This is a genomic window from Citrobacter sp. CK202, from assembly GCF_030333225.1.
Lineage (GTDB): Bacteria > Pseudomonadota > Gammaproteobacteria > Enterobacterales > Enterobacteriaceae > Citrobacter_B > Citrobacter_B koseri.
Genome location: NZ_JAOWGI010000029.1, coordinates 506045 through 531875 on the forward strand (window position 1 = coordinate 506045; position 25831 = coordinate 531875).

The window sequence follows — 25831 nt, forward strand, 5'->3', positions numbered from 1 at the left end:
TGTGTCGGATGGCGCTATGCTTATCCGACCTACGGTTCGTGCGGTGTTGTAGGCCGGATAAGACGCATCAGCGTCGTCATCCGGCTTGCTGGGCAGCCTCAAGAATCGCGTTATTCAGCGCATGCAGCCCCTGGCTGCGCGATGCGCTAAGTTGTGTTGTTAAGCCTAACTCATCAAACAACCCCAGCGGCGAGTGCGCCAGCAGTTCCGCCGGGGTCTTTCCCTCTACCGCCGTGAGTAAAACCGCCAGCAAACCGCGTACAATACGCCCTTCGCTGTCACCGAAAAAGTGCAGCGTTCCCTTCTCTGACAGGGTATGCCCCAGCCAGACGCGGTTCTCACATCCTGCGATCTCTTTTGCCTGCGTTTTTAGCTCATCCGGCAATGCCGGGAGTTGCTTACCCAACAGAATAAGCTGGCGATACTTGTCCTCCCACTGCGAGAGCGGGATAAAGAGAGCGCGTAACGTCTCTTCCGTTACGGTCGTGCCAAACGGGTGTCCGGCAAAAAGAGGGCTTGTCATTAATCCACCAGTATTTCCAGCGCGCGGTCAACGGCGCTGACCAACGCATCCACATCATGCTTTGTATTATACGGCGCAAAAGAGGCGCGCAGGGTGCCCGTTACGCCAAGCGCCGCCAGTAGCGGCTGCGCGCAGTGCTGCCCGGCGCGCAGGGCGATGCCGTATTCGGCCAGTAATGTCACCATATCGCTGTGATGAACGCCGGTAAAATCGAAGGCCAGCAGGCTGGAGTCCTGGCAACGGAAAGAGCGGAAACCCGGACGCTTCGCCAGCGCGTCTTCCGCCAGCGTCGCCAGACCGCGACTCCAGCTTTCGGCCTGCGCCATATCCACTTCCGCCAGCCACTCCAGCGCGGCGCTAAGGCCAATAACCCCAGCCACGTTTGGCGTGCCGGCTTCCAGACGCCAGGGAACGGCCTGGGTTGTGAATCCTTCAAAATTGACTTCAGCGATCATCTTGCCGCCGCCGAGCCACGGGGACATCTCTTCCAGTAAGGCCGGTTTACCGTACAGCGCGCCGATGCCCGTCGGGCCGTACAGCTTGTGGGCGGAGAAAGCATAAAAATCAATATCCAGCTGCTGTACATCGGCGGGGAAATGCACCGCGCCTTGCGCGCCGTCAACCATCACCACCATCCCTGCCGCGTGCGCCAGCGTGATAGCGCGCGCCAGGTCCGGGCAGCCGCCCGTGACGTTCGACATCTGTCCCAGCGCCAGAATCCGGCTGCGTGGCGTGATGAGTTCAGGCAGACGCTCCACGTCGGGGAGGAAAAGGGCATTCAGGGGCAGTTTGACGATTTTTGCGCCCGTCTGCTGAGCGACCATCAGCCAGGGAACGAGATTCGCGTGATGCTCCGCTTCACTGACGATTATCTCATCGCCGGGTTGCAGGCGCGGGCGGGCATAGCATTGCGCCACCATATTGATGGCTTCCGTGGTGCCGCGTGTCCAGACAATCGATGCATCATCAGGCGCGTTCAGCCACTGCGCCACTTTGCCGCGCGCCGCTTCATAGCGTGCGGTTAGCCGCTGTGCCTCGGCGAACTGGCTGCGATGGACGTTTCCGGCGCTCAGGCTGTAGAACTGATGCGTGGCGTCGATCACGGCCTGAGGCTTAAGCGCCGTCGCGGCGCTGTCGAGATAAACGCCCGCATCGGTAAGGGCAGGAAATTGCGCGCGAAACTGCGCAGGATTGAAAGCGTTCATGGTATTCCTCAATTCAGTATACCGATCGTGGCGCAAAAAGGGCTGTGATACAAGGTTTGTCCTAACCATCGGAATTGTCTGGTTATCCTGGTGAAGTCAGGGAAGCAGGTTATGCTAAATAGTGTTAGGCGAATGTTTTTGCCTGTTACGGAACCCGTTTTATTTAGCATAAACAGCTTTAAGGAGAAGAAGATGAAAATGAAAAAGACTGCCGCAATGATCTCTGCATGTATGCTGACTTTTGCCCTGAGCGCCTGTTCCGGTCCGAATTATGTGATGCACACAAATGATGGCCGTACTATCGTGTCAGACGGTAAGCCAAAAACCGATGATGAAACCGGCATGATTTCTTATAAAGACGCTAACGGCAACAAACAGCAGATCAATCGTACTGACGTTAAAGAGATGGTCGAACTGGATCAGTAACCGGTCGGTCATGGACAAAAAAAAGCACCGCAATTGGCGGTGCTACATTAATCACTATGGACAGACAGGGTAAATGTACAGGAAGTGAAAAAGGGTAGCTTCGCTACCATGGTCTGAATCGCAGACCAATTGCAAACACAACAACACAACATCACAACCGTAAGCCAAAAGCCCATCAGAACACGCATTCCGATAAAACTTTTCGTTCCGGCTCAGGAAGTGTCGCCACTATAGGTATTTGCTGGTAGAACCTCAACGGACAAATTATAATGGCTCAGATTAAAAAAACTAATAGGTTACACAAGGTTACCTAATTGTTAAATTTATTTAACATCAAAGTCTAAAAGCCATGTCAAAACGATTACCACCCTTAAATGCATTACGTGTTTTTGATGCCGCAGCGCGGCATTTAAGCTTCACTCGCGCAGCAGAAGAGCTTTTTGTGACACAGGCCGCAGTAAGTCACCAAATCAAGTCACTTGAGGATTTTTTGGGGCTAAAACTGTTCCGTCGTCGCAATCGTTCGCTTTTGCTCACGGAAGAGGGGCAGAGCTATTTCCTCGACATCAAAGAGATTTTTTCGCAATTAACCGAAGCGACGCGTAAACTTCAGGCGCGGAGTGCAAAAGGCGCGCTTACGGTTAGTTTATTGCCCAGTTTTGCGATCCAGTGGCTGGTTCCTCGACTCTCAAGCTTTAACTCAACTTATCCGGGAATCGATGTCAGAATTCAGGCTGTGGACCGTCAGGAAGATAAGCTGGCTGATGATGTCGACGTCGCTATTTTTTATGGGCGTGGCAACTGGCCGGGCTTGCGCGTCGAAAAATTGTACGCAGAATATTTACTGCCGGTGTGTTCACCGTTATTACTGACGGGCGATAAGCCGTTAAAGACGCCGGAAGATCTGGCAAAACATACATTACTGCATGATGCTTCGCGAAGAGACTGGCAGACCTATACGCGTCAGTTGGGGCTGAATCATATTAATGTGCAGCAGGGACCTATTTTCAGCCATAGCGCAATGGTGCTACAGGCTGCCATCCACGGACAGGGGGTTGCGCTGGCGAACAACGTCATGGCGCAATCAGAAATTGAAGCCGGGCGTCTTGTCTGTCCCTTTAACGACGTTCTGGTCAGTAAAAATGCTTTTTATCTGGTTTGTCATGACAGTCAGGCAGAACTGGGTAAAATAGCCGCCTTTCGTCAGTGGATTCTGACCAAAGCGGCCGCTGAACAAGAAAAATTCCGCTTTCGTTACGAACAATAATTTATTTAGGGTACTACCATGACCAGCCGTTTTATGCTGATTTTTGCCGCGATAAGCGGCTTTATCTATGTTGCTCTGGGTGCCTTTGGGGCGCATGTCCTGAGCAAAACTCTTGGTGTGGTTGAAATGGGCTGGGTCCAGACCGGCCTGCAATATCAGGCGTTTCATACGCTGGCCATTTTTGGCCTGGCGGTTGCGATGCAGCGACGCATTAGCATCTGGTTTTACTGGAGCAGCGTTTTTCTGGCGTTAGGTACGGTGTTGTTTAGCGGCAGCCTGTATTGCCTGGCGCTGTCTCATTTACGCCTGTGGGCGTTTGTTACTCCTGTCGGCGGCGTGAGTTTCCTGGCAGGCTGGGTGCTGATGTTAATTGGCGCCATCCGTTTGAAACGTAAGGGCGTTGGTCATGAATAAGGTTGTATTGTTGTGTCGCCCTGGTTTTGAAAAGGAGTGCGCTGCTGAAATAACGGATAAGGCGGCGCGTCGGGAAATCTTTGGCTTCGCTCGTGTTAAAGACAATGCCGGATACGTCGTCTTTGAGTGCTATCAGCCGGACGATGCTGAAAAAATAGTAAAAGAGTTGCCTTTTTCCTCGCTCATTTTTGCGCGTCAGATGTTCGTCGTCGGCGAGTTGCTGCGCGACCTGCCGCCGGACGATCGCATTACGCCGATTGTCGGGATGCTACAGGGCGTTGTGGAAAAAGGCGGCGAGCTGCGTGTTGAAGTCGCAGACACCAATGAAAGCAAAGAGTTGATGAAGTTTTGCCGTAAATTTACGGTGCCGCTGCGGGCCGCGCTGCGCGACGCGGGGATTCTGACAAACTATGAAACGCCAAAGCGTCCGGTGGTGCATGTTTTCTTCATCGCGCCGGGCTGCTGTTATACCGGGTATTCGTATCCTGACAACAACTCGCCGTTCTATATGGGGATTCCGCGGCTGAAATTCCCGGCCGATGCGCCAAGCCGTTCGACGCTGAAGCTGGAAGAAGCGCTGCATGTTTTTATTCCGGCCGATGAGTGGGATGAACGTCTGGCGAACGGGATGTATGCCGTGGATTTAGGCGCCTGCCCTGGCGGTTGGACCTACCAGTTAGTGAAGCGCAACATGTGGGTTTACTCTGTCGATAACGGCCCAATGGCGCAGAGCCTGATGGATACCGGGCAGGTGACCTGGCTGCGCGAAGATGGATTCAGATACCGTCCGAACCGTAACAACATCTCGTGGATGGTGTGCGACATGGTGGAAAAGCCTGCTAAGGTTGCCGCGCTGATGGCGCAGTGGTTAGTAAACGGCTGGTGTCGCGAGACGATCTTCAATCTCAAGCTGCCGATGAAAAAACGTTATGAAGAGGTGTCGCAGAACCTGGCGTATATTCAGGCGCAGCTTGATGAACACGGCATTAACGCGCAAATTCAGGCGCGACAGCTGTATCACGATCGTGAAGAAGTGACCGTGCATGTCCGTCGGCTGTGGGCCGCCGTGGGCGGGCGTCGCGACGAGCGGTAATACGATGGATTGCCGGATAGCGGCGTAAATGCCTTATCCGGCCTGCGCCGGGTATTTGTTGGCCTGATAAGCGGCAACGCTATCAGGCATGAATCACCCCCTGACGCTCATCGGAAATGATGTGCGTCACATCATCCAGATGCCCGATGCAGGCCTCTCCCGAGCGGTTGAGCTTACTCTTGTCGATCAACAATAAAGACTGTGATGCGCGCTTAAGCAGCGTGGATTTGAAATCCGCGTTGATCGTATTTGAGTCCCAGAGCGCGCCGCCGCGGTCGATCCCCTCGCAGGAAAAAATAAACAGGTCAATGTCGAGCGGCTTAAGCTGAGAGATAAGCGACGGATTGACGTAGCAGCCATATTTACGCTCAAGCTGGCCGCCGGAACTGATGAGCTGAATATGCTCGCGTTTGCCCAGCTCCTGGCAAATCGGGTGACTGTTGGTAAAGACGTGAATATCAATGTCCGGCAACTGGCGGGCCAGATACCAGCAGGTTGAGCTGGCGTCCAGAGCGATCACCATGCCCGGTTCTATCCATGCCAGCGCCTCCCTGGCGATATCCGCCTTATGCGCATAGTGGCTTTTCAGCCGGATGTGGAACGGGTCGCCGCTGTCCTGGTTTTCCCGGTGAATATACTTGGCGCGCCCGTGATTGCGCAGCACTTTTCCCTGCGCCTGTAGCTCGCTGAGATCGCGGCGAATGGTCTCTTTGCTGACGTTAAGCTGTACTGACAGCGCCTCGGTGGTCAGACTTTTATGGTTGATCAGCAGGTCTACTATCGCTTGTTGGCGTGCCGCTTTCATCTTTTCTCACCCCATCATTCGATGAACGCCCGCATCATGCGGGCGCACCGGCAAGAGATTACGGCGTTACCCCTTTTTTTAAAAGAATATTCCCGTACTTCGCGCACTCTCCTGTGATAACGATCGCAAAGGCTTTTTGCGCCCGCTCATAAAACGCATAGCGGTCGATGCGGACAATCTCCGGGCACGGCGTCTGTAATGAGAGCGCATCGCGATAACGCGCTTCAACCGTCGGGTCGAGCGAATCGCCCTCTACGGCGGCCATCATCACCAGCGGCGGCGCGTAGCTGTCCAGTTCAAACAGCGGGATAATTGCCCGGAGCAGATCGCTGACTTTCAGACCATCTTCGCGAATAACCTGCGGTCCCATGCTGTGCGCGGGAAAGTGGGCATCGGAAAAAATAATCTCATCCCCGTGCCCCATTTCAGCCAGCACTTTCAGTAACTCAGGGGATATTAATGGCGAAATAGTTTTTAGCATCTCACACTCCCTCAATAAATTCGGGTTCAGTTTGCGGCCAGAAATAGCGGTACTGATAGCGCACCTGGGCTCGGGCCTGTTCCGGGCTGGCAAATTCGCCTACGCCATACCAGCCGAACATGGCGGCCCCGGCGACGGTGGTTTCCGCGTCATCCAGCACCTTAATCGGTATATCAAGCAGATTGGCTTTGATTTGATTCCACAGTGCGTTGCGGCTTCCGCCGCCAACCAGCAGAAGCTCAGTTGCCTGGAAGTGACCAATCTTTTCCAGCGTTTGCAGATTACGTTGCAGTTGCGCCGTTAGCCCTTCCAGCGCGGCGCGGTAAAAATGACCACGCGTTGTGTTCAGCGTCACCCCCTGCCAGCCCGCGTTTTGACAGGTGAGGAGATCGCACTGCATCTTCACGCCTTCAGCACCCGGCGGAATGGCGTGCGCCTCGTCAATCAGCGTCTGCCACGGCGTTTCTGGCGTCCAGAGCAGTTTGCGCACCCATTCGAGCACGCCGGAAGCCAGCCACTGCATGCCCGGATTATAAAGTCCGGCCTGGCTGTCCAGTTCACAGGTGGAACCGGCGTAATGGCTGAGCAGCGGCGTGTTCACCTGCGCGCTGCGTACCATCAGGATTTCCCACGTACCGGACGAGAGTACCGGTTCATCCTGTTCTGCGCCGGCGCCAAAAAGGGCAAACTGCGTGTCATGCCCGGCGGAGATCACCGGAATACCCGCCTCAAGCCCAAGCAGGTTTGCGGCGTCGTTTTGCAGCGTGCCAATCCGTTCGCCCGCTTCAACTAACCGTGGAAACAGACGGCGGGGTAAACCCGTGGCCTGTAAAATCTCCGGGCTGAAATCCCGCTGGTGGATATCCAGCATCTGGCTGGTGCCCGCCATGGTGATATCCGTGGTGAATTCACCGGTTAAACGGTGGTTGATCAGCGATGAAATAAACAGCCAGGCGTGCGCCTGTTCGAGCAACTGTGGGTGGTTCTCTTTCAGCCACATCAGTTTATACAGCGTATTAAAGGCGAATGCGCCGACGCCGGAGATCGCCTGCAACAGCTGCGGCGGCATAAAGCGGCTGATGTTTTCCATGACGGCAAGGGTGCGGGGGCATTTCCAGCTGATGACCGGATAGCGTAACTGACCCTGTTCATCAACCAGCGCGCCGTCTACGCCGAACGTCGTGACGGTGATGCCGCGAACCCGGCAGGCCGCCAGTTCCGTCTTCAGTTGCTGACAGCAGTCCGCGAAGCGTTGCAGAATGGCCGCCAGCGACCACTGATGCCAGGCGCTATTTTCCGTGGCGATGTCGCTGGCATTCGCTGTTGATGCGCGGGCGACAATGTTTCCCTGACGGTCAACGGCCATTGCCCGTACGTTGGTGGCGCCGCAGTCGAGAACCAGAATGACGTCTTGTTTCATAGTAGCTCCGAAACGTTGCCGGATGGCGCTTCGCTGATCCGGCCTACAAAATGCGAAATTGTAGGCCCGGTAAGCTTACGCCACCGGGCAAAGAAGTGACGCATTAACGTTTGTACAGCGGCCCATAGTTCTGGCAGGCGCGATAATCCTGGCCTTCAATATCCATACCGTGCGCAGCCCAGGCGGAAGGACGGTAGATTTTCGCATCGTCCACGTTGTGCATGCAGACCGGAATACGCAGCATGGCGGCGAGCGTGATGAAGTCAGCGCCGACGTGGCCGATGGTCAGTACGCCGTGGTTAGCGCCCCAGTTCGCCATCACCGAGTAAACGTCGGTGAACGGGCCTTTACCGGTAAGACGCGGCGCAAACCAGGTGGTCGGCCAGGTCGAGTTGGTGCGGGCGTCGAGCTGATCGTGCATCTCTTTCGGCAGTTCCACGCTCCAGCCTTCAGCGATTTGCAGTACCGGCCCCAGACCCTTGATGATGTTCACGCGGGTCATGGTGAACGGCACGCCGCCTTCGGTCAGGAAGCGAGAGGAGTAGCCGCCGCCACGGAAGTATTCGTGGATCGCCGGGCACCATTCAGTAGCGGCCAGGCAGGCGTCCGCTTCCTGTTGGCTGATTTCCCAGTGCGGCTTCATGGTCGGTTTGCCTTCGCTATCGCGCTGTTTGCAGGAGCCGTCCAGCGCCGCAGAGCCGGAGTTGATCAGGTGAATGATGCCGTGCTCCGCAAGGCCGGTGAGCGGCTGGCCTGTGACGCGCTCTACCGCTTCCGGCGACCAGTAGGTTCGCACGTCGGCAAAGACCTGCGCGGTTCCGGTGAGTTGGTGGCCCAGCAGCATCGCTACGCCGTTGAGGCTGTCGTTTTCGGTAGCGACGACAAACGGTTCGCGCACGCCGTTCCAGTCAAAGGAGCTGTTCAGCAGCGCTTCGGCGGTGTCGCCGTTCGGGTATTGATCGGTCCAGTGGCGCTGGCCCTGGAAGCCTGCCGCAATAGCGTTATAACCCAGCGACTCTTCGACCAGCCCTTTTTCCGCCAGCTTGTTGTTGCCCTGCATCATGTCGCGAATGCACATTGCCATCAGCAGGCTCTCTTTCAGCACCGCGCGGCTTTGTTCTTCATTACGTTTGTACTGCTGCGCGTTCTGATCCTCGCCATAGCGGAAGTTTTTATCCGCCCACGCCAGCGCCATCTCCAGCTCGGCTTCGTCATAGATTTTCTGGTCGATGCGACGGCGCAGCTCGGTCATGTCCACCGCCTGCACTTTCATCCCCAGCCAGGACTCAAAGAAGTTATGATCGACGATGGAACCGGCAATCCCCATTGAGACGCCGCCCACAGAGAGGTAGCTTCTGCCTTTCATGCTGGCGACCGCCAGACCAGCGCGCGCAAAGCGCAGCAGTTTTTCTTCAACGTCGGCAGGGATCGAGGTGTCGTCGGCATCCTGTACGTCATGACCATAAATAGAGAATGCCGGAATGCCTTTCTGGCTGTGCGCGGCCAACGCGGCGGCCAGATAAACGGCGCCGGGACGTTCCGTACCGTTGAAGCCCCAGATGGCTTTCGGGCGCATTGGGTCCATATCGATGGTTTCGCTGCCGTAGCACCAGCACGGTGTCACGGTAATGGTTACGCCAACATTCTGGCTGCTGAATTTCTCTTCACAGGCGGCGGATTCCGCCATTCCGGCAATGCAGGTATCCGCAATCACGCACTCAATCTGCGCGCCGCAGGCATGGCGGAGTTTTTCGGTGATAAGCGCAGCGGTGGCTTTCGCCATATTCATGGTCTGTTCTTCCAGCGACTCGCGTACCCCCATGCGACGTCCATCAATAACCGGGCGAATGCCAATTTTCGGTAAGCTGATTTTTTTCATTACAGGTTCCTCACGTTATTCGGAAAAATGTTCAGTTAGTTGCCGCTTGTGAACGGAAACGGGCAAAGATGAAGATGACGGCAAAGCAGAGCGCCGGGACCAGCTCAGCCGTTGGGATGTTGCCCGCCGCATCGCTGACAAAACCCATGACCGGCGTGACGATGCCGCCGCCAATGATGGTCATGACGATGAACGACGAGCCGTATTTGGTGTCCTGTCCCAGATTTTTAATACCCAGCGAGAAGATAGTGGGGTACTGAATCGACATAAATGCGCTGCACAGCGTCAGGGCCAACAGACCGATATGGCCGCCGCTAAAGGCTGAAACCAGACACAGGATCATGGAGAGCAGGGCATAGGCCGCCAGCACTTTATGCGGCGCAAAGCGGCTGATAAGCCAGGTGCCGGAGAAGCGGCCAATAAAGAAGCACACCATCGTGCCGGTCAGGTAGTTGGCGGCAAAGCCAGGCGTCATGCCGGGGATCTCTTCGATAGCGTAACGGATCAGGTAGCTCCAGCAGGCGGTTTGCGCGCCAACGTAGCAGAACTGCGCCAGCACCGCCCAGCGCCAGTGGCGAATACGCACCAGGCGGGCAAGCGAAGCGGTGAATGAACTTTGTTGGGCGTCACTGTGATCGTCGCTCTGTAGCGCCGGGAATTTGGTCAGCATGATCAGCAGGGCAACCAGTAAAACGATAGCCACGATGATCATATAAGGCGTCTGTACCGACAAAACCAGGCTGTGTTTATACGTACTCAATTGCTCAGGCGTCATTTTATCGAGCACGTCCTGAGATTGATGTGGGACATTAGACAAAATAAGACTTTGCCCGAACACCACGGCGATAATAGCGCCGAAAGAGTTAAATGTTTGCGCCAGATTGAGACGGAAATGGCCACCGCTTTCTGGCCCTAATACCGTAACAAAAGGGTTCGCGGCGGTTTCAAGACAACCAAGTCCTGCGGCAATAATAAAAAGACCAATCAAAAACAAGGTGTAATTCATCACTTCAGCAGCCGGCCAGAATAATGCTGCGCCAAAAGCATATAAGAATAGTCCGGTAATTATCCCCGCTTTATAACTCAGCTTTTTCATCAAAATACCCGCGGGGATGGGAATAACAAAATAGCCGAAATAAAAAGCAGACTGAATCAAACCTGCCTGAAAATTAGTTAACGTAAAGGCTTGCTGAAATTGTGGTAATAAAATGTCATTCAGGTTATTGGCAACCGCCCAAAGGAAAAACAGTGAGCAGAGTAAAGCGAACGGAATGATATAGCGTTTGCTTTGCCCTGTATCCACCGCACGAAAACTCTGCGTCTGTATTGTTGTGTTTCCCATAGCATCCTCATTGGCTCAGAAGCGTGTTCAACATTTTAGAAGTACGACCGGTGTTTCTCACCAGATCGACAAACCAGGCGAGTTCCTGTTATCTGCCAGAGAAAATTGGCTGTTGATGGTGAACTCATGAATTCATTTTCAAATAAAAAACGCTGTTTAATATGATGGTGGTCACATTTAGCACCTGGAGGGTGGCTTTATGTGATTATCATCACTTTAATTTCTGAAAAATGATGCCCGTTTGAGTGAATAAAATTAAAAACCCACAGCGTTGATGACCGATTTAATTTATTACTGCGAAAACGGGCATTTGTTACAAATATTATGAAAATGCCCGTTTGGATAAATAATATTAAGAGCGGTCATTTTGGCGAGAGTGAATCCGGCGAAAACGGTATTTAACTGACGTGATTAATTGATGCGTATCACAAAATAAAGTCATGTAAATTCCTTTATCGCTATTCAATATGATGATGGTTACCAAATGTTCAATTAATTCAGCAGAGCAACGTGCTGTTCTGTTGTCGCGTTTTGAATGACTGAGAGAGGTAACTAATGGAACGAAACACACTGGCCCGCCAGATTATCGACACCTGCCTGGAGATGACCCGGCTGGGGCTGAACCAGGGGACCGCAGGCAATGTGAGCGTGCGTTATCAGGGCGGGATGCTGATCACGCCAACGGGCATTCCGTATGACAAACTCACCGAATCACATATCGTCTTTATTGATGCAGAGGGTCAGCATGAGCAGGGAAAATTGCCTTCCAGCGAGTGGCGTTTCCATATGGCGGCCTACCAGACGCGCCCGGATGCTAATGCTGTCGTCCATAACCATGCCGTTCACTGCACGGCGGTGTCGATCCTCAATCGTCCTATTCCAGCCATTCATTACATGATTGCGGCGGCGGGGGGGAACTCCATTCCGTGTGCGCCTTACGCCACGTTCGGCACGCGTGAACTTTCTGAATACGTTGCCGTTGCGCTCAAAAATCGCAAAGCGACCCTGCTACAGCATCATGGGTTGATCGCCTGCGAAGAGAACCTGGAAAAAGCGCTGTGGCTGGCGCATGAAGTGGAAGTGCTGGCGCAGCTGTACCTCAGTACGCTGGCGATTACCGATCCGGTGCCTGTACTGGATGATGAGGCTATCGCCATTGTGCTGGAAAAATTCAAAACCTACGGATTACGTATCGAAGAGTAATTTCGCACAGCGAAGGAGACGGGCTATGGCGAACAGAATGATCCTGAACGAAACGGCATGGTTTGGCCGGGGGGCGGTGGCGGCGTTAACCGATGAGGTTCAACGCCGGGGCTATCGCAAGGCGCTAATTGTCAGTGACAAAACGCTGGTGCAGTGCGGTGTGGTCAGAAACGTCACGGAGAAGATGGATGCCGCAGGGCTGGCATGGGCGATCTACGATGGCGTGATCCCAAATCCAACCATCGGCGTGGTGAAAGAGGGGCTGAACGTATTTCAACAAAGCGGGGCAGACTACCTGATTGCCATCGGCGGCGGCTCCCCGCAGGATACCTGTAAGGCGATCGGTATTATCAGCAATAACCCTGAGTTTGCTGACGTGCGCAGTCTGGAGGGGCTGTCGCCGACCCGTTATCCGAGCGTGCCGGTGATGGCGATCCCGACCACTGCGGGAACCGCAGCGGAAGTGACCATTAACTATGTGATCACTGATGAAGAAAAGCGGCGTAAATTTGTTTGTGTCGATCCGCATGATATCCCGCAGGTCGCGTTTATTGATGCCGACATGATGGACGGCATGCCGCCCGCGCTGAAGGCGGCAACCGGGGTGGATGCGTTAACCCACGCGATCGAAGGATACATCACCCGTGCCGCGTGGGCGTTGACGGATGCGCTGCATATTAAGGCCATTGAGATCATCGCCGGGGCATTGCGTGGTTCGGTTGCGGGCGAGCGTGAAGCGGGCGAAGCGATGGCGCTGGGGCAGTACGTTGCCGGGATGGGCTTTTCCAACGTGGGGCTTGGGCTGGTGCACGGGATGGCGCATCCGCTGGGCGCGTTTTATAACACTCCGCACGGCGTTGCTAATGCGATTCTTCTGCCGCATATCATGCGCTACAACGCGGAATATACCGGTGAGAAGTTCCGTGATATCGCGCGTGCGATGGGCGAGAAGGTCGAAGGGATAAGTTTGAGCGAGGCGCGTAATGCCGCCGTGGAAGCGGTATTTACCCTCAACCGGGACGTCGGTATTCCGTTGCATTTACGCGATGTCGGCGTGCGTAAAGAGGATATTCCGGCGCTGGCGCAGGCGGCATTTGACGATGTTTGCACCGGTGGTAATCCGCGTGAAGCGAGTATTGCCGATATCGTCGAGTTGTATCATACCGCCTGGTAATTTTGCCGGATGGCCTTATCCGGCCTACAGGATTGCACGAAATGTAGGCCGGATAAGCGCAGCGCCACCCGGCAACACAGCTACCGCGTCAGCCGTAGCTGCTGCAAGTTTCCGTCGATATGGAGATCCGTTTGCAGGCGCGCGATATCGCGGCACAAAAATGCCATCTCTTTATGCGCTTCAAGCTTCTTGCGCCACTTTTCCGCCACCTCGTCGAGGTGTGTATAAATCCCTTCCAGAGTCTGAAACTGAACCAACAATTGGGTCGCGCTTTTGGGGCCGATGCCCGCCACGCCGGGGACTTTTGAACTGCTGATCCCCGCCAGCCCCCAGTAGTCCGGCAACTGTTGGGGAAGGACGCCGAACTCTTTCTCAATGAATGGCGCATCCAGCCAGCGTTTCTGGAAATAATCGCGGATACGCAGCGTCGGGGAGAGCAACTGACAGTAGCCTTTGTCGGTAGAAACGATAGTGGCCTGATGCCCGGCCTGTGTGACCTTGACCGCCAGCGTGGCGGCTAAATCATCCGCCTCATTGCCGCTGGAAACCCAGCATTGCACGCCGCGCTGTTCGAAGGCGGCGCGTATTGCGGGCATTTCATTGTGCAACTCGTCAGGCATGGGAGGACGACCGGCTTTGTAGTCCGGGAGACGCTGATGACGCCAGCCGCTGTTGCGCGCTTCATCGTCAAATACGGCGACGGCGTGCGTCGGCTGACTGTGTACAATCAACTGCTCAAGCGCATGCAGGCAGGTCTCCGCGCAGGGCGAGCCTTGAACCGCATGAATACGGCGAATTAAATTCAGTGCATCGACGATAAGCAGATGGACGGCCACGGTGTTCTCCCTGACAAATTTGGGGACAGGGTAACATCCAGGGCGACAGGAGGCGAGTGTTGCGAAATAGCGCGATCCGTAGGCCTGATAAGCGAAGCGCCCTCAGGCAATAAATGCCGGATGGCGGCGAGCGCCTTATCCGGCCTACAGATCCTGAAACGTGGTAGGACTTAATCGCAGGCGACAATCTTCATCGCCAGGCCGCCGCGAGAGGTTTCACGGTACTTGGCGTTCATGTCTTTACCGGTTTCGTACATGGTCTCAATAACTTTATCAAGGCACACGCGCGGCTCGCTGGTACGACGCAGCGCCATACGCGCGGCGTTGACCGCTTTCACGGAGGCAATCGCGTTACGCTCAATGCACGGCACCTGTACTTGGCCTGCAACCGGATCGCAGGTCAGACCCAGGTTGTGCTCCATGCCGATTTCCGCAGCGATGCACACCTGTGTCGGGCTGCCGCCCAGCAGCTCTGCCAGACCCGCCGCCGCCATAGAGCAGGCCACGCCGACCTCACCCTGACAGCCCACTTCCGCACCGGAAATGGAGGCGTTCATCTTGTACAGAGAGCCGATCGCGCTGGCCACCAGCATGTAGCGAGCCAGTGAGTTGGCGTTAACTTCGCGGATAAACTTGTCGTAGTACGCCAGTACCGCCGGAACGATGCCGCATGCGCCGTTGGTTGGCGCAGTCACGACACGCCCGCCCGCCGCGTTCTCTTCGTTGACCGCCAGCGCGAACATGTTGATCCAGTCGACAACCGCCATCGGGTCGGTCGTGGTTTTATCCTGGCTGACCAGCATACGACGCAGCGCCGCGGCACGACGTGGAACGCGCAGTTTACCCGGCAGTACGCCTTCCGTCGTGATGCCGCGTTCAATACCGCCGCGCATCACTTCCCAGACGTTGGCAAAGTGCTGTTCCAGCTCTTCTTTGCTGTGCAGCGCCAGCTCGTTTTGCATCATCAGGCCGGAAAGCGACAGACCGGTTTCCTGGCAGTGTTTTTGCAGATCGGCAGCGGATTTGTACGGATACGGCACGTTGACCGGCGCACTGTTCGACAAACCGAAATGTTCTTCATCAACGATGAAACCACCGCCAATGGAGTAGTAAGTTTGGCTGTAGAGGACCTTATCGCCCGCCAGCGCGCTAATACGCATCCCGTTCTCATGCAGAGACAGGTTGTCGGCATGGAAATTCATGCACTTATCGACCGGAAACTCCACTTCATGCTGACCATTCGCCAGCAGTAAACGTCCGTGGGTGTTCACGTCCTGAATAAAGAACGGAATGGCGTCGATGTCGACGGTATCCGGCAGATTTCCCGCCAGACCCATAATAATGGCAATGTCAGTGTGGTGACCTTTACCGGTCAGCGACAGTGAACCATAGACATCCACCACGACGCGGGTGACATCGGTCAGGATATTGCGGGCAATCAGATCATCCGTGAATTGTTTGCCTGCTTTCATTGGCCCGACGGTGTGAGAGCTGGAAGGGCCAATGCCGATTTTGAAAATATCGAATACGCTAATCATAGGGCATCCATTGCTTAAATCTCAGGGAGGAAGCGCCGCCCGAAAGCGGCGCTACAAAACTTAGCTGAACAGGGAGTAGAAAATAGCGGAGATAGCGATCAGACCCATAACAACAACGAATACGTTGCTGATGTGGCCGCTGTACTTACGCATTGCCGGGACTTTCTGGATGGCATACATCGGCATCAGGAACAGAATCATCGCGATGATTGGGCCGCCCAGGGTTTCGATCATTCCCAGGATGCTTGGGTTCAGCGTGGCGACAATCCAGGTCGTAACCAGCATGAACAGCGCAGTGATTTTGTTCAGCTTGTTGATTTCGATGGATTTGCCTTTGCCGCGCAGAGACTTGATAACCATTCCGTTGAAACCTTCACGAGCGCCCAGGTAGTGGCCGAGGAAGGATTTCGTGATGGCGATAATCGCGATGATCGGCGCCATCCAGGCGATAACTGGCGCGTTAAAGTGGTTCGCCAGGTAAGACAGAATAGAGATGTTCTGCTCTTTCGCTGCCGCCAGGTCTGCTGGCGTCAGGCTCAGTACGCAACTGAAGACGAAGAACATAACGGTCAGCACCATCATGATGTGAGCGAATGCCAGGATCTTAGAGCATTTCTTCTCAGCCGCATCGCCGTACTCTTCACGCTTCGCGACCGCGAAGGAGGAGATGATCGGAGAGTGGTTGAAAGAGAACACCATTACCGGAATTGCCAGCCACAGCGTCATCCACAGACCATTGCCGGTAGAGGCAGCGGAATCAAAGGAGAGCGTTTCCAGCGCTGCGCCGCTCCACTGAGGGATCAGGTACAGGGCCAGCAGCATCAGGGCCGCAACAAACGGGAATACCAGAATACTCATCGCTTTAACGATCATCTGCTCACCGAAGCGCACGATGGTCATCATGCCGACAATCAGGATCAGAGACAGAATCGCGCGCGGCGGCGGGGTGATGGCCAACTGGTGGGTCATGAAGCTTTCCACGGTGTTGGTAATCGCCACACTGTAAACCAGCAGAATCGGGTAAATCGCGAAGAAGTAGAGCAGGGTGATCAGTTTACCCGCGCCAATACCGAAGTGCTCTTCAACCACTTCAGTGATGTCTTCGCCAGGGTTTTTACCGGACAGCACGAAGCGAGTCAGGCCACGGTGTGCGAAGAAGGTCATCGGGAAAGCGATAATCGCCATGATGATCAGCGGGATCATACCGCCGACGCCTGCGTTAATTGGCAGGAACAATACGCCCGCGCCGATTGCCGTGCCGTAAAGGCCCAGCATCCACATGGTGTCCGTCTTGCGCCATCCGCTTCGAGAATCAATCGAAGCAATAGTGCTGGTTTGAGTGGTTTCCATCTGTTTCTCCTGGAGGAAGCTAAAAGTCAGGTTTGTGGTCTAATCCAATGAAAAAAGACCTGACCGTAAAATGAAATTCGTTTAATGACGATTTTTATATAATTTTTCGCCGTAATAATTTGCGGGCGGAAAGATACATTTAACTTATGAATGTATCAGTGATCGCGATCCCAAATGCAATAATCCACCTGTTATGTGGATAAATTTGGACCATTAATCTGTTAAAAAAACATCAAAGCGAATTTACGGGCGCGAAGGCTACCATTAACGACATATGTCCTAAAAGATCGGGGCGCAATATACGGAGGTTTGGCTATAAAAAACAATGTTTTTGGAGGATTGTCGCGACTAATAAGAATTACGGCTGATAAATTACTATTGGTATTGTAAGGTAAACGTTTGCGCATTAATGCTTTTATTTTGAAATATAAGCGGCATTTATAAACTTAGCTTCACTATGTGACTGGTATCAATGAAAAAACCGGGCGGTGAAAACACCAGACCCGGTCTGAGAAAGCGGACGATCGTCTGACCCGGCGGATGTGCTCCACCGGGCGCTGCGCGTTATGCGCAGATTTCGTAGCAGGGAATGTAAGCCGAGCCGGGCAGTTTCATACGATGCTGCGCGACAAAGCCCTGGAGCAGGTCGTCCATGCGACGCATCATCTCGCGGTCGCCGTGGATTTTATAAGGCCCGAACTCCTCAATCGCACGGATGCCGACCTCCTTGACGTTACCCGCAACGATGCCGGAGAAGGCGCGCCGCAGATCCGCCGCCAGAATTTCAACCGGCTGATCGGGGTAAAGTTGCAGATTCGCCATATTCTCATGCGACGGTTCGAACGGAATTTGCAGATCCGGCGCGATGCGAATCGACCAGTTGAAGCTGTAAGCGTCGCCAGTGTCGCGGCGATTCTCTTTCACCAGCGGCATCGCTTTTTTCATCAGCCGCGCCACTTCCGTGGCGTCATCAATGATGACGCGGTAGTAACGGCGGGCGTCTTCTCCCAGCGTATGCACGATAAATTCGTCCAGCACGCGGAAGTAATCCGCACTCTCTTTCGGCCCGGTGAGGATCAGCGGCAGTACCTGATCTTTATTCGCCGGGTTCATCAGAATCCCCAGCAGATAGAGAAGTTCTTCCGCCGTACCGACGCCGCCCGGGAAGATGATGATGCCGTGGGCGATACGCACGAAGGCTTCGAGGCGTTTTTCGATATCCGGCATGATGATCAATTCATTGACCAGCGGGTTAGGCGGTTCTGCCGCGATGATGGAAGGTTCCGTCATACCGATAAAGCGGCTGTCTTTGTAACGCTGCTGCGCGTGGCCTACTGCCGCGCCTTTCATTGGCGCTTCCATTGCGCCTGGCCCGCAGCCGGTGCAAATGTTCAGCTCACGCAGACCCAGCTGGGTGCCGACGCGGCGGGCATAGAGATATTCGTTTTCGTTAATGGAGTGACCGCCCCAGCAGACGACCATGTTTGGCGCTTCGCCGACGTGCAGCGCCCGGGCGTTGCGCAGGATCGAGAACACCAGGTTGGTAATATGCACCGAGCTTTCGAGATCCAGATGCTGGAAACGGCCTGCATTGTGAATCTGACCGTTGACGAACAGGATGTCGCGCAACACGGCGAACAGGTTAGCCTGCAAGGCGCGGATGATGCGTCCGTCCACAAAGGCGTCTTCAGGCGGGTTAATCAGTTCGAGCTTCACGCCGCGTTCACGACGCAGCACGTTGATGTCGAAACTTTCAAAACGAGACAGCAATTCCTTGCTGTTATCAGTCAGACTGCCGGAGTTCAGTACGGCAAGCGAACAGTTACGAAACAGTTGATACAAGTCGCTGCTGGCCGTGCGTTTAAGCATATCGACTTCCAGCTGCGACAACATGTCCATTGAGCCAAGCGGGCTAATATGTGTAATCAAGTAAACTCCTTATGGGACGCAAGACGTCATTCCCTGTTGATTACAATAGCGCTGGCTTATGACCTTTCACAACCTTGCGCGCGGAATCCGGCGCGCAAAATTGAGAAAAAAAGATTACTGACGCACCAGTCTGCCCGTCGCAGGCACAAAATCGGTGTTGCTGCGCCACGGGTTGATATCCAGACCGCCACGACGCGTATAGCGTGCGTACACGCTCAGTTTTTCCGGCTGGCAGAAACGCAGAAGGTCGTTAAAAATGCGCTCTACGCACTGCTCGTGGAACTCGTTGTGATGACGGAACGAGACCAGATAACGCAGCAGCTTCTCGCGGTCAATTTTGCGCCCGCGATAACAAATTTGTATGGAGCCCCAGTCCGGCTGGTGGGTGATCAGGCAGTTTGACTTCAGCAGATGGCTGACCAGCGTCTCTTCCACGACTTTTTCGCCGCTGGCGGCATTCTCCAGATAGTCGGTGCTGAACTGATAGTTATCGATGGTGATATCCTGGTCATCAATGCAGGTGCCGTGAAAATGGGCGACAGGTTGCCCTTCCAGCTCATCAAGACGGTACAGCGCGACGCTGACTTCGCCTTGCGCACAGGCGCGCAGGTCGTTTTCCAGCGTCTGGCGCACGGCGTCCCAGGAGTCAAAACGGGTCTGGTTAAAGCTGTTCAGGTACAGCTTAAAACTTTTCGACTCAATCAAATTGACGCTGGTGTAGTCCAGTTCCACATGACCAACGGCGACCTGCGGCACGCCTTTCGCGTTCAGCCATGACAGTTCATACAGCGTCCAGATATCGGCGCCGTGAAAAGGCAGGTTGCCCGCTTTTAAATCCAGCGGATCGCGATTCAGGCTGCGCGGAACGCCCTGTAGCAGGCTGGCGTCATAATTATCCCGGTAATCCGTTGATTTTCCGAGAGTCAGGCCATCAAGCGCCTGATGGTTTTCATAAGAAGACATGTTTCACCGTCATAAACCAGATACACTATGCGTCAAGTGTATCCTGGCTTTTATGAAGAGAGAAATCGGTGGACGAACTGACATCGCAAGCCCTGACGGCATTTACGACGCGTTATTGCGACGCATGGCATGAGAAACACAACAGCTGGCCGCTCAGCGAAGAGCTGTATGGCGTGCCTTCCCCGTGCATTATCTCTTCGACCAGCGATGCCGTTTACTGGCAGCCGCAGCCGTTTGAAGGCGAGGCGAATGTAAACGCGGTTGAACGCGCATTTGATATTGTGATACAACCTGCGGTCCATGCTTTTTACACCACGCAATTTGCCGGGGATATGTACGCGCAGTTCGCGGATGAAAAGCTGACGCTGCTGCAAACATGGAGCGCAGATGACTTCAGACGCGTTCAGGAAAACCTGATCGGCCATCTGGTCACGCAGAAGCGTCTCAAGTTACCGCCTACGCTTTTTATCGCCACGCTGGAAAATGAACTTGAGGTCATTTCGGTGTGTAATCTCTCTGGTGAAGTTTGCAAAGAGACCCTGGGAACGCGCAATCGTACCGTTCTGGCTGCCTCTCTTGCGGAATTCCTGACTCAGCTTAAGCCGCTTCTGTAATCCACTTTGCCAGACACCGTGTGAGAGATCTCTTACATACCCTGTGAGAGATCGCCAGATAATAAGCGAATACTTATCTCATGGTGTTAACTATAATTCCTTTAATATTAATGAGTTGAGTTAACAATCCTGCCTTTCATATGAAAATATCCTTAAGGCATTGTCTGTAAGTGTCTTGTAAGACAAGGCGAAACAGGCGATTCTATACCTGTCGACAAGGAGTCGCACAACGAAGCGAACGTCAGGATGATGGCGCTTCAGCAGGACACGCTAGGATGGTGTTACAAGGACAGGCTTCAGGATGAAGCAAAGTGGAAAACGCCGGATGCGTTAAGGGACACCTCCAGGACGGAGAACGAGAGCCGGGCAGGATGTTCGGTGGGTCAGGATGGCCAGGATACTTCAGGATGAAGTCGATTCACATCGGGGTGATGTGAGCAGGATGCAAATTGTTCAGGATGAGCAGGTCGCAAGACCACAGGAAAAGTTGTCACGGATGAGCAGGGAGCACCAAAAGTAGCCGGAATGCTGCGAAACGAACCGGGAGCACTGTTTTTACAGTGCTCCCTTTTTTTTATTTCGTCTTCACTGATGCTATCCTTCGCGCCAGTTTTTCATCACTGAGGTTAATTTCATGACGACTCATGACCGTGTGCGCCAGCAACTCCACGCGCTGGAAGCCCTGCTGCGTGAACATCATCACTGGCGGATGGACGAGCCGCAGGCCCACCTGTTTACCAGCACGCAACCTTTTTGTATGGATACGATGGAACCGCTTGAATGGCTGCAATGGGTGCTGATCCCCCGTATGCACGCGTTGCTCGATAACGCGCAGCCGCTTCCGCAAGCCTTTGCTGTCGCGCCGTATTATGAAATGGCGCTGACGGCCGATCATCCTCAACGCGAGGTGATCCTGACGACATTGCAGGATCTGGACGCGCTGTTTACGAGCGATAACGTCTGATGCTGGAAATCCTCTATCAGGATGAATGGCTGGTGGCGGTGAATAAACCGTCTGGCTGGCTGGTTCACCGTAGCTGGCTGGATCGCGATGAAAAAGTCGTGGTGATGCAAACCGTACGCGATCAGATTGGTCAGCACGTCTTTACCGCCCACCGACTCGACAGGCCGACTTCCGGTGTTCTGCTGATGGGGCTTTCCAGCGAAGCGGGGCGCCTGCTGGCGCAGCAGTTTGAGCAGCATCAGATTCAGAAACGCTACCATGCGATTGTGCGCGGCTGGTTAATGGATGAGGCCGTTCTGGATTATCCGCTGGTGGAAGAACTGGATAAGATTGCCGATAAATTTGCCCGCGAGGATAAAGGCCCGCAGCCTGCCGTGACCCATTACCGGGGGCTGGCGACGGTCGAAATGCCGGTGGCGACCGGGCGTTATCCGACAACCCGCTACGGCCTGGTGGAACTGGAGCCGAAAACGGGCCGTAAACACCAGCTCAGACGTCATCTCGCGCATTTACGCCATCCGATTATCGGCGACAGCAAACACGGCGATTTACGTCAGAATCGCAGCGCCGCAGAGCATTTTGGTTGCCAGCGCTTAATGCTGCACGCCAGTCAACTGACGCTTACCCACCCCTTTACCGGTGAACCGCTGATCCTGCGCGCCGGTCTGGACGACGTCTGGATGCAGGCGTTATCACAGTTTGGCTGGCGCGGACTTCTCCCTGAGAATGAAAGGGTTGAGTTTAGTGCGTTGTCCCGGCAGGATGAAAATAATCAGGCTTAAATCAGGGAGAAAACGTTAATGGCGGAAATTGGTATTTTTGTCGGCACCATGTATGGAAACTCGCTGTTGGTTGCCGAAGAGGCCGAGGCGATCCTTACCGCGCAGGGGCATAAAGCAACCGTCTTTGAAGATCCGCAACTGAGCGACTGGCAGCCGTATCTGGATAAAGTTGTGCTGGTTGTGACATCGACGACGGGGCAGGGCGATCTCCCGGACAGCATTGTGCCGCTGTTCCAGGGAATAAAGGACAATCTCGGTTTTCAGCCAAATCTGCGTTACGGCGTGATTGCGCTGGGCGACAGCAGCTACGTTAATTTTTGCAATGGCGGCAAACAGTTCGATGCGCTGTTGCAGGAGCAAAGCGCGCAGCGTGTTGGGGAGATGCTGTTGATTGACGCCAGCGAACACCCGGAGCCGGAGAGCGAATCTAACCCCTGGGTCGAAAACTGGGGAACATTGCTCTCCTGAGCAAAACCCAGCCGGATGGCGACGTCCGGTCTACATGCGCAGTCTGTTGGCCTGATAAGCGTAGCGCCATCAGGCATGTGCCCTAAAACCCTTTCATACGGAAGGGTTTTCAGAGGCATTTTCATAGGGTCAAGCGACCCGTTTCACACTCCTCTTCTTTTGCTTCTCGCACCCTGTCTGTTTACCTCTTCGTTTTTCATTTCCGTGAAGTGGCTTCCATTGCCCTGGGCTTTTGCCACAAACATACGTGATACGCTGCCGAAATACTGTGTTGTTGCACGGTGAGAGTGCGAGGTGTGCTTTTTATACTTCTCGTGCCAGTTATTAAAAATGCAGTACACAAGGCAAACGACCTCATAAAAAGCTGCAAAAAAACACGAAACGTCATCTCTGATTCCCTACCGGTTGTGCAGTTCAGAGTGAGCGTAGATAACGCGAAAATTCAGGAGTGCAACAATGAGTTCATTAAGTCACGCGGTGAGCGGCGCGGAAAAACGCACCAATGCCCGCTACTGGATAGTGGTGATGCTGTTTATCGTCACATCCTTCAACTATGGCGACCGCGCCACATTGTCCATTGCCGGATCGGAAATGGCCAAAGATATTGGTCTCGACCCGGTAGGCATGGGGTACGTGTTCTCCGCTTTCTCATGGGCCTACGTGATCGGGCAAATCCCCGGCGGTTGGCTGCTCGACCGTTTTGGTTCTAAACGTGTCTACTTTTGGTCCATCTTTATCTGGTCCATGTTTACCCTGTTACAGGGCTTTGTGGATATCTTCAGCGGTTTTGGCATCATCGTGGCGCTGTTTACCCTGCGATTCCTGGTCGGGTTGGCCGAAGCGCCATCTTTCCCCGGCAACAGCCGAATCGTCGCGGCCTGGTTCCCGGCGCAGGAGAGGGGAACGGCGGTGGCGATTTTCAACTCCGCGCAATACTTTGCCACCGTTATCTTTGCGCCAATCATGGGCTGGCTGACCCATGAAGTGGGTTGGTCGCATGTCTTCTTCTTTATGGGCGGTCTGGGGATCGTGATCAGCTTTATCTGGCTGAAAGTGATCCATGAACCAAACCAGCATCCCGGCGTTAACAAAAAAGAGCTGGAGTACATTGCTGAAGGCGGCGCGCTGATCAATATGGATCAGAAAGATACGAAGGTGAAAGTCCCGTTTAGCGTGAAATGGGGCCAAATCAAACAACTGCTGGGTTCCCGCATGATGATCGGCGTCTATATCGGCCAGTACTGCATTAATGCGTTGACCTATTTCTTTATCACCTGGTTCCCGGTTTATCTGGTGCAGGCGCGTGGCATGTCGATTCTGAAAGCGGGGTTCGTCGCTTCCGTCCCGGCTATTTGCGGCTTCGTGGGCGGCGTGCTGGGCGGCATTATTTCCGACTGGCTGATGCGTCGTACCGGCTCGCTGAACATCGCCCGTAAGACGCCGATCGTGATGGGGATGCTGCTGTCGATGGTGATGGTGTTCTGTAATTACGTCAACGTCGAATGGATGATTATCGGCTTCATGGCGCTGGCCTTCTTCGGTAAAGGCATTGGCGCGCTGGGCTGGGCAGTCATGGCGGACACCGCGCCGAAAGAGATCAGCGGCTTGAGCGGCGGCTTATTCAACATGTTTGGCAATATTTCCGGCATCGTAACGCCAATTGCGATTGGCTACATCGTCGGCACGACCGGCTCGTTCAATGGCGCGCTGATTTACGTTGGCGTCCATGCGCTGGTGGCGGTACTGAGTTACCTCGTGCTGGTCGGGGATATTAAACGCATCGAACTGAAACCTGTAGCAGGACAATAAATATGACAACGCAATCAAGTCCCGTCATTACCGATATGAAAGTCATTCCGGTGGCCGGACATGACAGTATGTTACTCAACATCGGTGGGGCGCATAACGCGTATTTCACGCGCAATATCGTCGTCCTCACCGATAACGCCGGTAACACCGGCGTGGGTGAAGCGCCCGGCGGCGAGGTGATTTACCAGACTCTGGTGGATGCGATTCCGATGGTTTTAGGCCAGGAAGTGGCCCGCCTGAATAAAGTGGTGCAACAGGTGCATAAAGGTAATCAGGCTGCCGACTTTGATACCTTTGGTAAAGGCGCCTGGACTTTCGAACTGCGGGTGAATGCGGTAGCGGCGCTGGAAGCGGCGCTGCTGGATCTGCTGGGCAAAGCGCTGAATGTACCGGTGTGCGAACTGTTAGGGCCGGGCAAACAGCGCGATGCGGTGACTGTGCTGGGCTACCTTTTCTACGTGGGCGATCGCACCAAAACGGATTTGCCTTATCTCGAAAAAACGCCGGGCAATCATGACTGGTATCACCTGCGCCATCAGGAAGCGCTCACCAGCGACGCGGTTGTGCATCTGGCGCAGGCGGCGCAGGATCGCTACGGCTTTAAAGATTTCAAACTGAAGGGCGGCGTGTTGCCCGGCGAGCAGGAGATCGACACGGCCCGCGCGCTGAAAAAACGCTTCCCGGATGCGCGAATCACGGTTGACCCAAACGGCGCCTGGCTGCTGGATGAAGCCATCGCGCTGTGTAAAGGGCTGAACGATGTGCTCACGTATGCTGAAGATCCGTGTGGCGCAGAACAAGGATTCTCCGGGCGTGAAGTGATGGCGGAGTTCCGTCGTGCGACGGGGCTGCCGGTCGCGACCAACATGATTGCCACCAACTGGCGTGAAATGGGCCATGCGGTGATGTTAAACGCGGTGGATATTCCGCTCGCCGACCCGCACTTCTGGACGCTCTCCGGCGCGGTGCGCGTGGCGCAATTATGCGATGACTGGGGGCTGACCTGGGGCTGCCATTCGAACAACCATTTCGATATTTCCCTGGCGATGTTCACTCACGTTGGCGCTGCCGCGCCGGGTAAACCGACGGCGATTGACACCCACTGGATCTGGCAGGAGGGCGATTGTCGCCTGACGAAGCAACCGCTGGAAATTAAAGACGGAAAAATTGCAGTGCCGGATGCGCCGGGTCTTGGCGTGGAGCTGGACTGGGAGCAGGTGCAAAAAGCGCATGACGCTTACAAGAAACTGCCCGGCGGCGCGCGCAATGACGCAGGCCCGATGCAATACCTGATCCCCGGCTGGACTTTTGATCGTAAACGCCCCGTTTTCGGCCGTCGCTAATTC

Annotated in this window: 24 protein-coding genes; 12 read left to right on the forward strand and 12 right to left on the reverse strand. The window is 54.5% G+C overall.

Annotated elements, in window-relative coordinates:
• Positions 1-76 precede the first annotated feature (76 nt).
• Both csdE and csdA read right to left on the reverse strand, forming a co-directional pair.
• The gene (csdE, locus tag OGX84_RS22175; RefSeq protein WP_071257909.1) at positions 77-523 is read right to left on the reverse strand and encodes a cysteine desulfurase sulfur acceptor subunit CsdE; all 447 of its coding nucleotides are present in this window, start codon (positions 521-523) and stop codon (positions 77-79) included.
• On the reverse strand, positions 523-1728 hold the full coding sequence (csdA, locus tag OGX84_RS22180) for a cysteine desulfurase CsdA (protein ID WP_112001595.1): 1206 nt from the start codon (positions 1726-1728) through the stop codon (positions 523-525). Before csdA ends, csdE begins: the two co-directional genes overlap by 1 nt.
• Before the next feature lie 198 nt (positions 1729-1926).
• On the opposite strand from csdA, the gene OGX84_RS22185 reads away from it, so the two are divergent.
• The 4 genes from OGX84_RS22185 to rlmM all read left to right on the forward strand — a co-directional run bounded on the left by OGX84_RS22185 (position 1927) and on the right by rlmM (position 4928).
• Positions 1927-2154: a YgdI/YgdR family lipoprotein gene (locus OGX84_RS22185; RefSeq protein ID WP_024130904.1), complete on the forward strand. Its 228-nt coding sequence runs from the start codon at positions 1927-1929 to the stop codon at positions 2152-2154.
• A 349-nt stretch (positions 2155-2503) separates the two neighbouring features.
• Positions 2504-3421 carry a glycine cleavage system transcriptional regulator GcvA gene (gcvA, locus tag OGX84_RS22190; RefSeq protein WP_012134925.1) on the forward strand — a complete coding sequence of 306 codons (918 nt, stop codon included), beginning with the start codon at positions 2504-2506 and terminating at the stop codon, positions 3419-3421.
• 18 nt (positions 3422-3439) lie between these two features.
• Positions 3440-3835, forward strand: a complete 396-nt coding sequence (locus OGX84_RS22195; protein ID WP_012134924.1) for a DUF423 domain-containing protein — start codon at positions 3440-3442, stop codon at positions 3833-3835.
• Positions 3828-4928, forward strand: coding sequence for a 23S rRNA (cytidine(2498)-2'-O)-methyltransferase RlmM (rlmM, locus tag OGX84_RS22200; protein WP_012134923.1), 1101 nt, complete (start codon positions 3828-3830; stop codon positions 4926-4928). Before OGX84_RS22195 ends, rlmM begins: the two co-directional genes overlap by 8 nt.
• Positions 4929-5010: 82 nt before the next feature.
• Here the strand turns inward: rlmM and fucR are convergent, their stop codons facing one another.
• The 5 genes from fucR to fucP form a co-directional block, all read right to left on the reverse strand.
• Complete coding sequence (gene fucR / locus OGX84_RS22205; protein ID WP_012134922.1) at positions 5011-5733, reverse strand: L-fucose operon activator; 723 nt, start codon at positions 5731-5733, stop codon at positions 5011-5013.
• A gap of 58 nt (positions 5734-5791) precedes the next feature.
• The gene (gene fucU / locus OGX84_RS22210) at positions 5792-6214 is read right to left on the reverse strand and encodes an L-fucose mutarotase (protein ID WP_047461556.1); all 423 of its coding nucleotides are present in this window, start codon (positions 6212-6214) and stop codon (positions 5792-5794) included.
• Position 6215: 1 nt separating this feature from the next.
• On the reverse strand, positions 6216-7634 hold the full coding sequence (gene fucK, locus OGX84_RS22215) for an L-fuculokinase (protein ID WP_112001596.1): 1419 nt from the start codon (positions 7632-7634) through the stop codon (positions 6216-6218).
• Between the two features lie 103 nt (positions 7635-7737).
• Positions 7738-9513 carry an L-fucose isomerase gene (gene fucI, locus OGX84_RS22220; protein ID WP_112001597.1) on the reverse strand — a complete coding sequence of 592 codons (1776 nt, stop codon included), beginning with the start codon at positions 9511-9513 and terminating at the stop codon, positions 7738-7740.
• A 31-nt stretch (positions 9514-9544) separates the two neighbouring features.
• Positions 9545-10855 carry an L-fucose:H+ symporter permease gene (gene fucP, locus OGX84_RS22225; protein WP_012134914.1) on the reverse strand — a complete coding sequence of 437 codons (1311 nt, stop codon included), beginning with the start codon at positions 10853-10855 and terminating at the stop codon, positions 9545-9547.
• Positions 10856-11410: 555 nt separating this feature from the next.
• Here fucP and fucA point away from each other — a divergent pair.
• Both fucA and fucO read left to right on the forward strand, forming a co-directional pair.
• Positions 11411-12058: an L-fuculose-phosphate aldolase gene (fucA, locus tag OGX84_RS22230; RefSeq protein ID WP_012134912.1), complete on the forward strand. Its 648-nt coding sequence runs from the start codon at positions 11411-11413 to the stop codon at positions 12056-12058.
• 25 nt (positions 12059-12083) lie between these two features.
• On the forward strand, positions 12084-13232 hold the full coding sequence (gene fucO / locus OGX84_RS22235) for a lactaldehyde reductase (protein ID WP_112001598.1): 1149 nt from the start codon (positions 12084-12086) through the stop codon (positions 13230-13232).
• 80 nt (positions 13233-13312) lie between these two features.
• Here the strand turns inward: fucO and xni are convergent, their stop codons facing one another.
• The 5 genes from xni to queF form a co-directional block, all read right to left on the reverse strand.
• The gene (xni, locus tag OGX84_RS22240; RefSeq protein ID WP_112001599.1) at positions 13313-14068 is read right to left on the reverse strand and encodes a flap endonuclease Xni; all 756 of its coding nucleotides are present in this window, start codon (positions 14066-14068) and stop codon (positions 13313-13315) included.
• A gap of 170 nt (positions 14069-14238) precedes the next feature.
• Positions 14239-15606: an L-serine ammonia-lyase II gene (sdaB, locus tag OGX84_RS22245; protein WP_012134908.1), complete on the reverse strand. Its 1368-nt coding sequence runs from the start codon at positions 15604-15606 to the stop codon at positions 14239-14241.
• 60 nt (positions 15607-15666) lie between these two features.
• Positions 15667-16956: an HAAAP family serine/threonine permease SdaC gene (gene sdaC, locus OGX84_RS22250; RefSeq protein WP_049009488.1), complete on the reverse strand. Its 1290-nt coding sequence runs from the start codon at positions 16954-16956 to the stop codon at positions 15667-15669.
• 564 nt (positions 16957-17520) lie between these two features.
• Positions 17521-18885 (reverse strand): nucleotide 5'-monophosphate nucleosidase PpnN, encoded by a 1365-nt coding sequence (gene ppnN / locus OGX84_RS22255; RefSeq protein ID WP_024130903.1) that lies wholly within the window; start codon positions 18883-18885, stop codon positions 17521-17523.
• A gap of 114 nt (positions 18886-18999) precedes the next feature.
• Entirely contained in the window at positions 19000-19848 is an 849-nt protein-coding gene (gene queF, locus OGX84_RS22260) for an NADPH-dependent 7-cyano-7-deazaguanine reductase QueF (RefSeq protein ID WP_112001601.1), read from the reverse strand.
• Between the two features lie 68 nt (positions 19849-19916).
• Here queF and syd point away from each other — a divergent pair, with 68 nt between their 5' ends.
• From syd to OGX84_RS22290, 6 genes are all read left to right on the forward strand, one after another.
• Positions 19917-20462, forward strand: a complete 546-nt coding sequence (syd, locus tag OGX84_RS22265) for a SecY-interacting protein (RefSeq protein WP_047461575.1) — start codon at positions 19917-19919, stop codon at positions 20460-20462.
• Between the two features lie 634 nt (positions 20463-21096).
• Complete coding sequence (locus OGX84_RS22270) at positions 21097-21426, forward strand: YqcC family protein (protein WP_071257913.1); 330 nt, start codon at positions 21097-21099, stop codon at positions 21424-21426.
• Positions 21426-22208, forward strand: coding sequence for a tRNA pseudouridine(65) synthase TruC (truC, locus tag OGX84_RS22275; protein ID WP_047461581.1), 783 nt, complete (start codon positions 21426-21428; stop codon positions 22206-22208). Before OGX84_RS22270 ends, truC begins: the two co-directional genes overlap by 1 nt.
• 18 nt (positions 22209-22226) lie before the next feature.
• The gene (locus OGX84_RS22280; RefSeq protein ID WP_012134900.1) at positions 22227-22676 is read left to right on the forward strand and encodes a flavodoxin; all 450 of its coding nucleotides are present in this window, start codon (positions 22227-22229) and stop codon (positions 22674-22676) included.
• A gap of 456 nt (positions 22677-23132) precedes the next feature.
• The gene (gene gudP / locus OGX84_RS22285; RefSeq protein ID WP_012134898.1) at positions 23133-24485 is read left to right on the forward strand and encodes a galactarate/glucarate/glycerate transporter GudP; all 1353 of its coding nucleotides are present in this window, start codon (positions 23133-23135) and stop codon (positions 24483-24485) included.
• 2 nt (positions 24486-24487) lie between these two features.
• On the forward strand, positions 24488-25828 hold the full coding sequence (locus tag OGX84_RS22290; protein ID WP_012134897.1) for an enolase C-terminal domain-like protein: 1341 nt from the start codon (positions 24488-24490) through the stop codon (positions 25826-25828).
• The last annotated feature ends 3 nt before the right edge of the window (positions 25829-25831 follow it).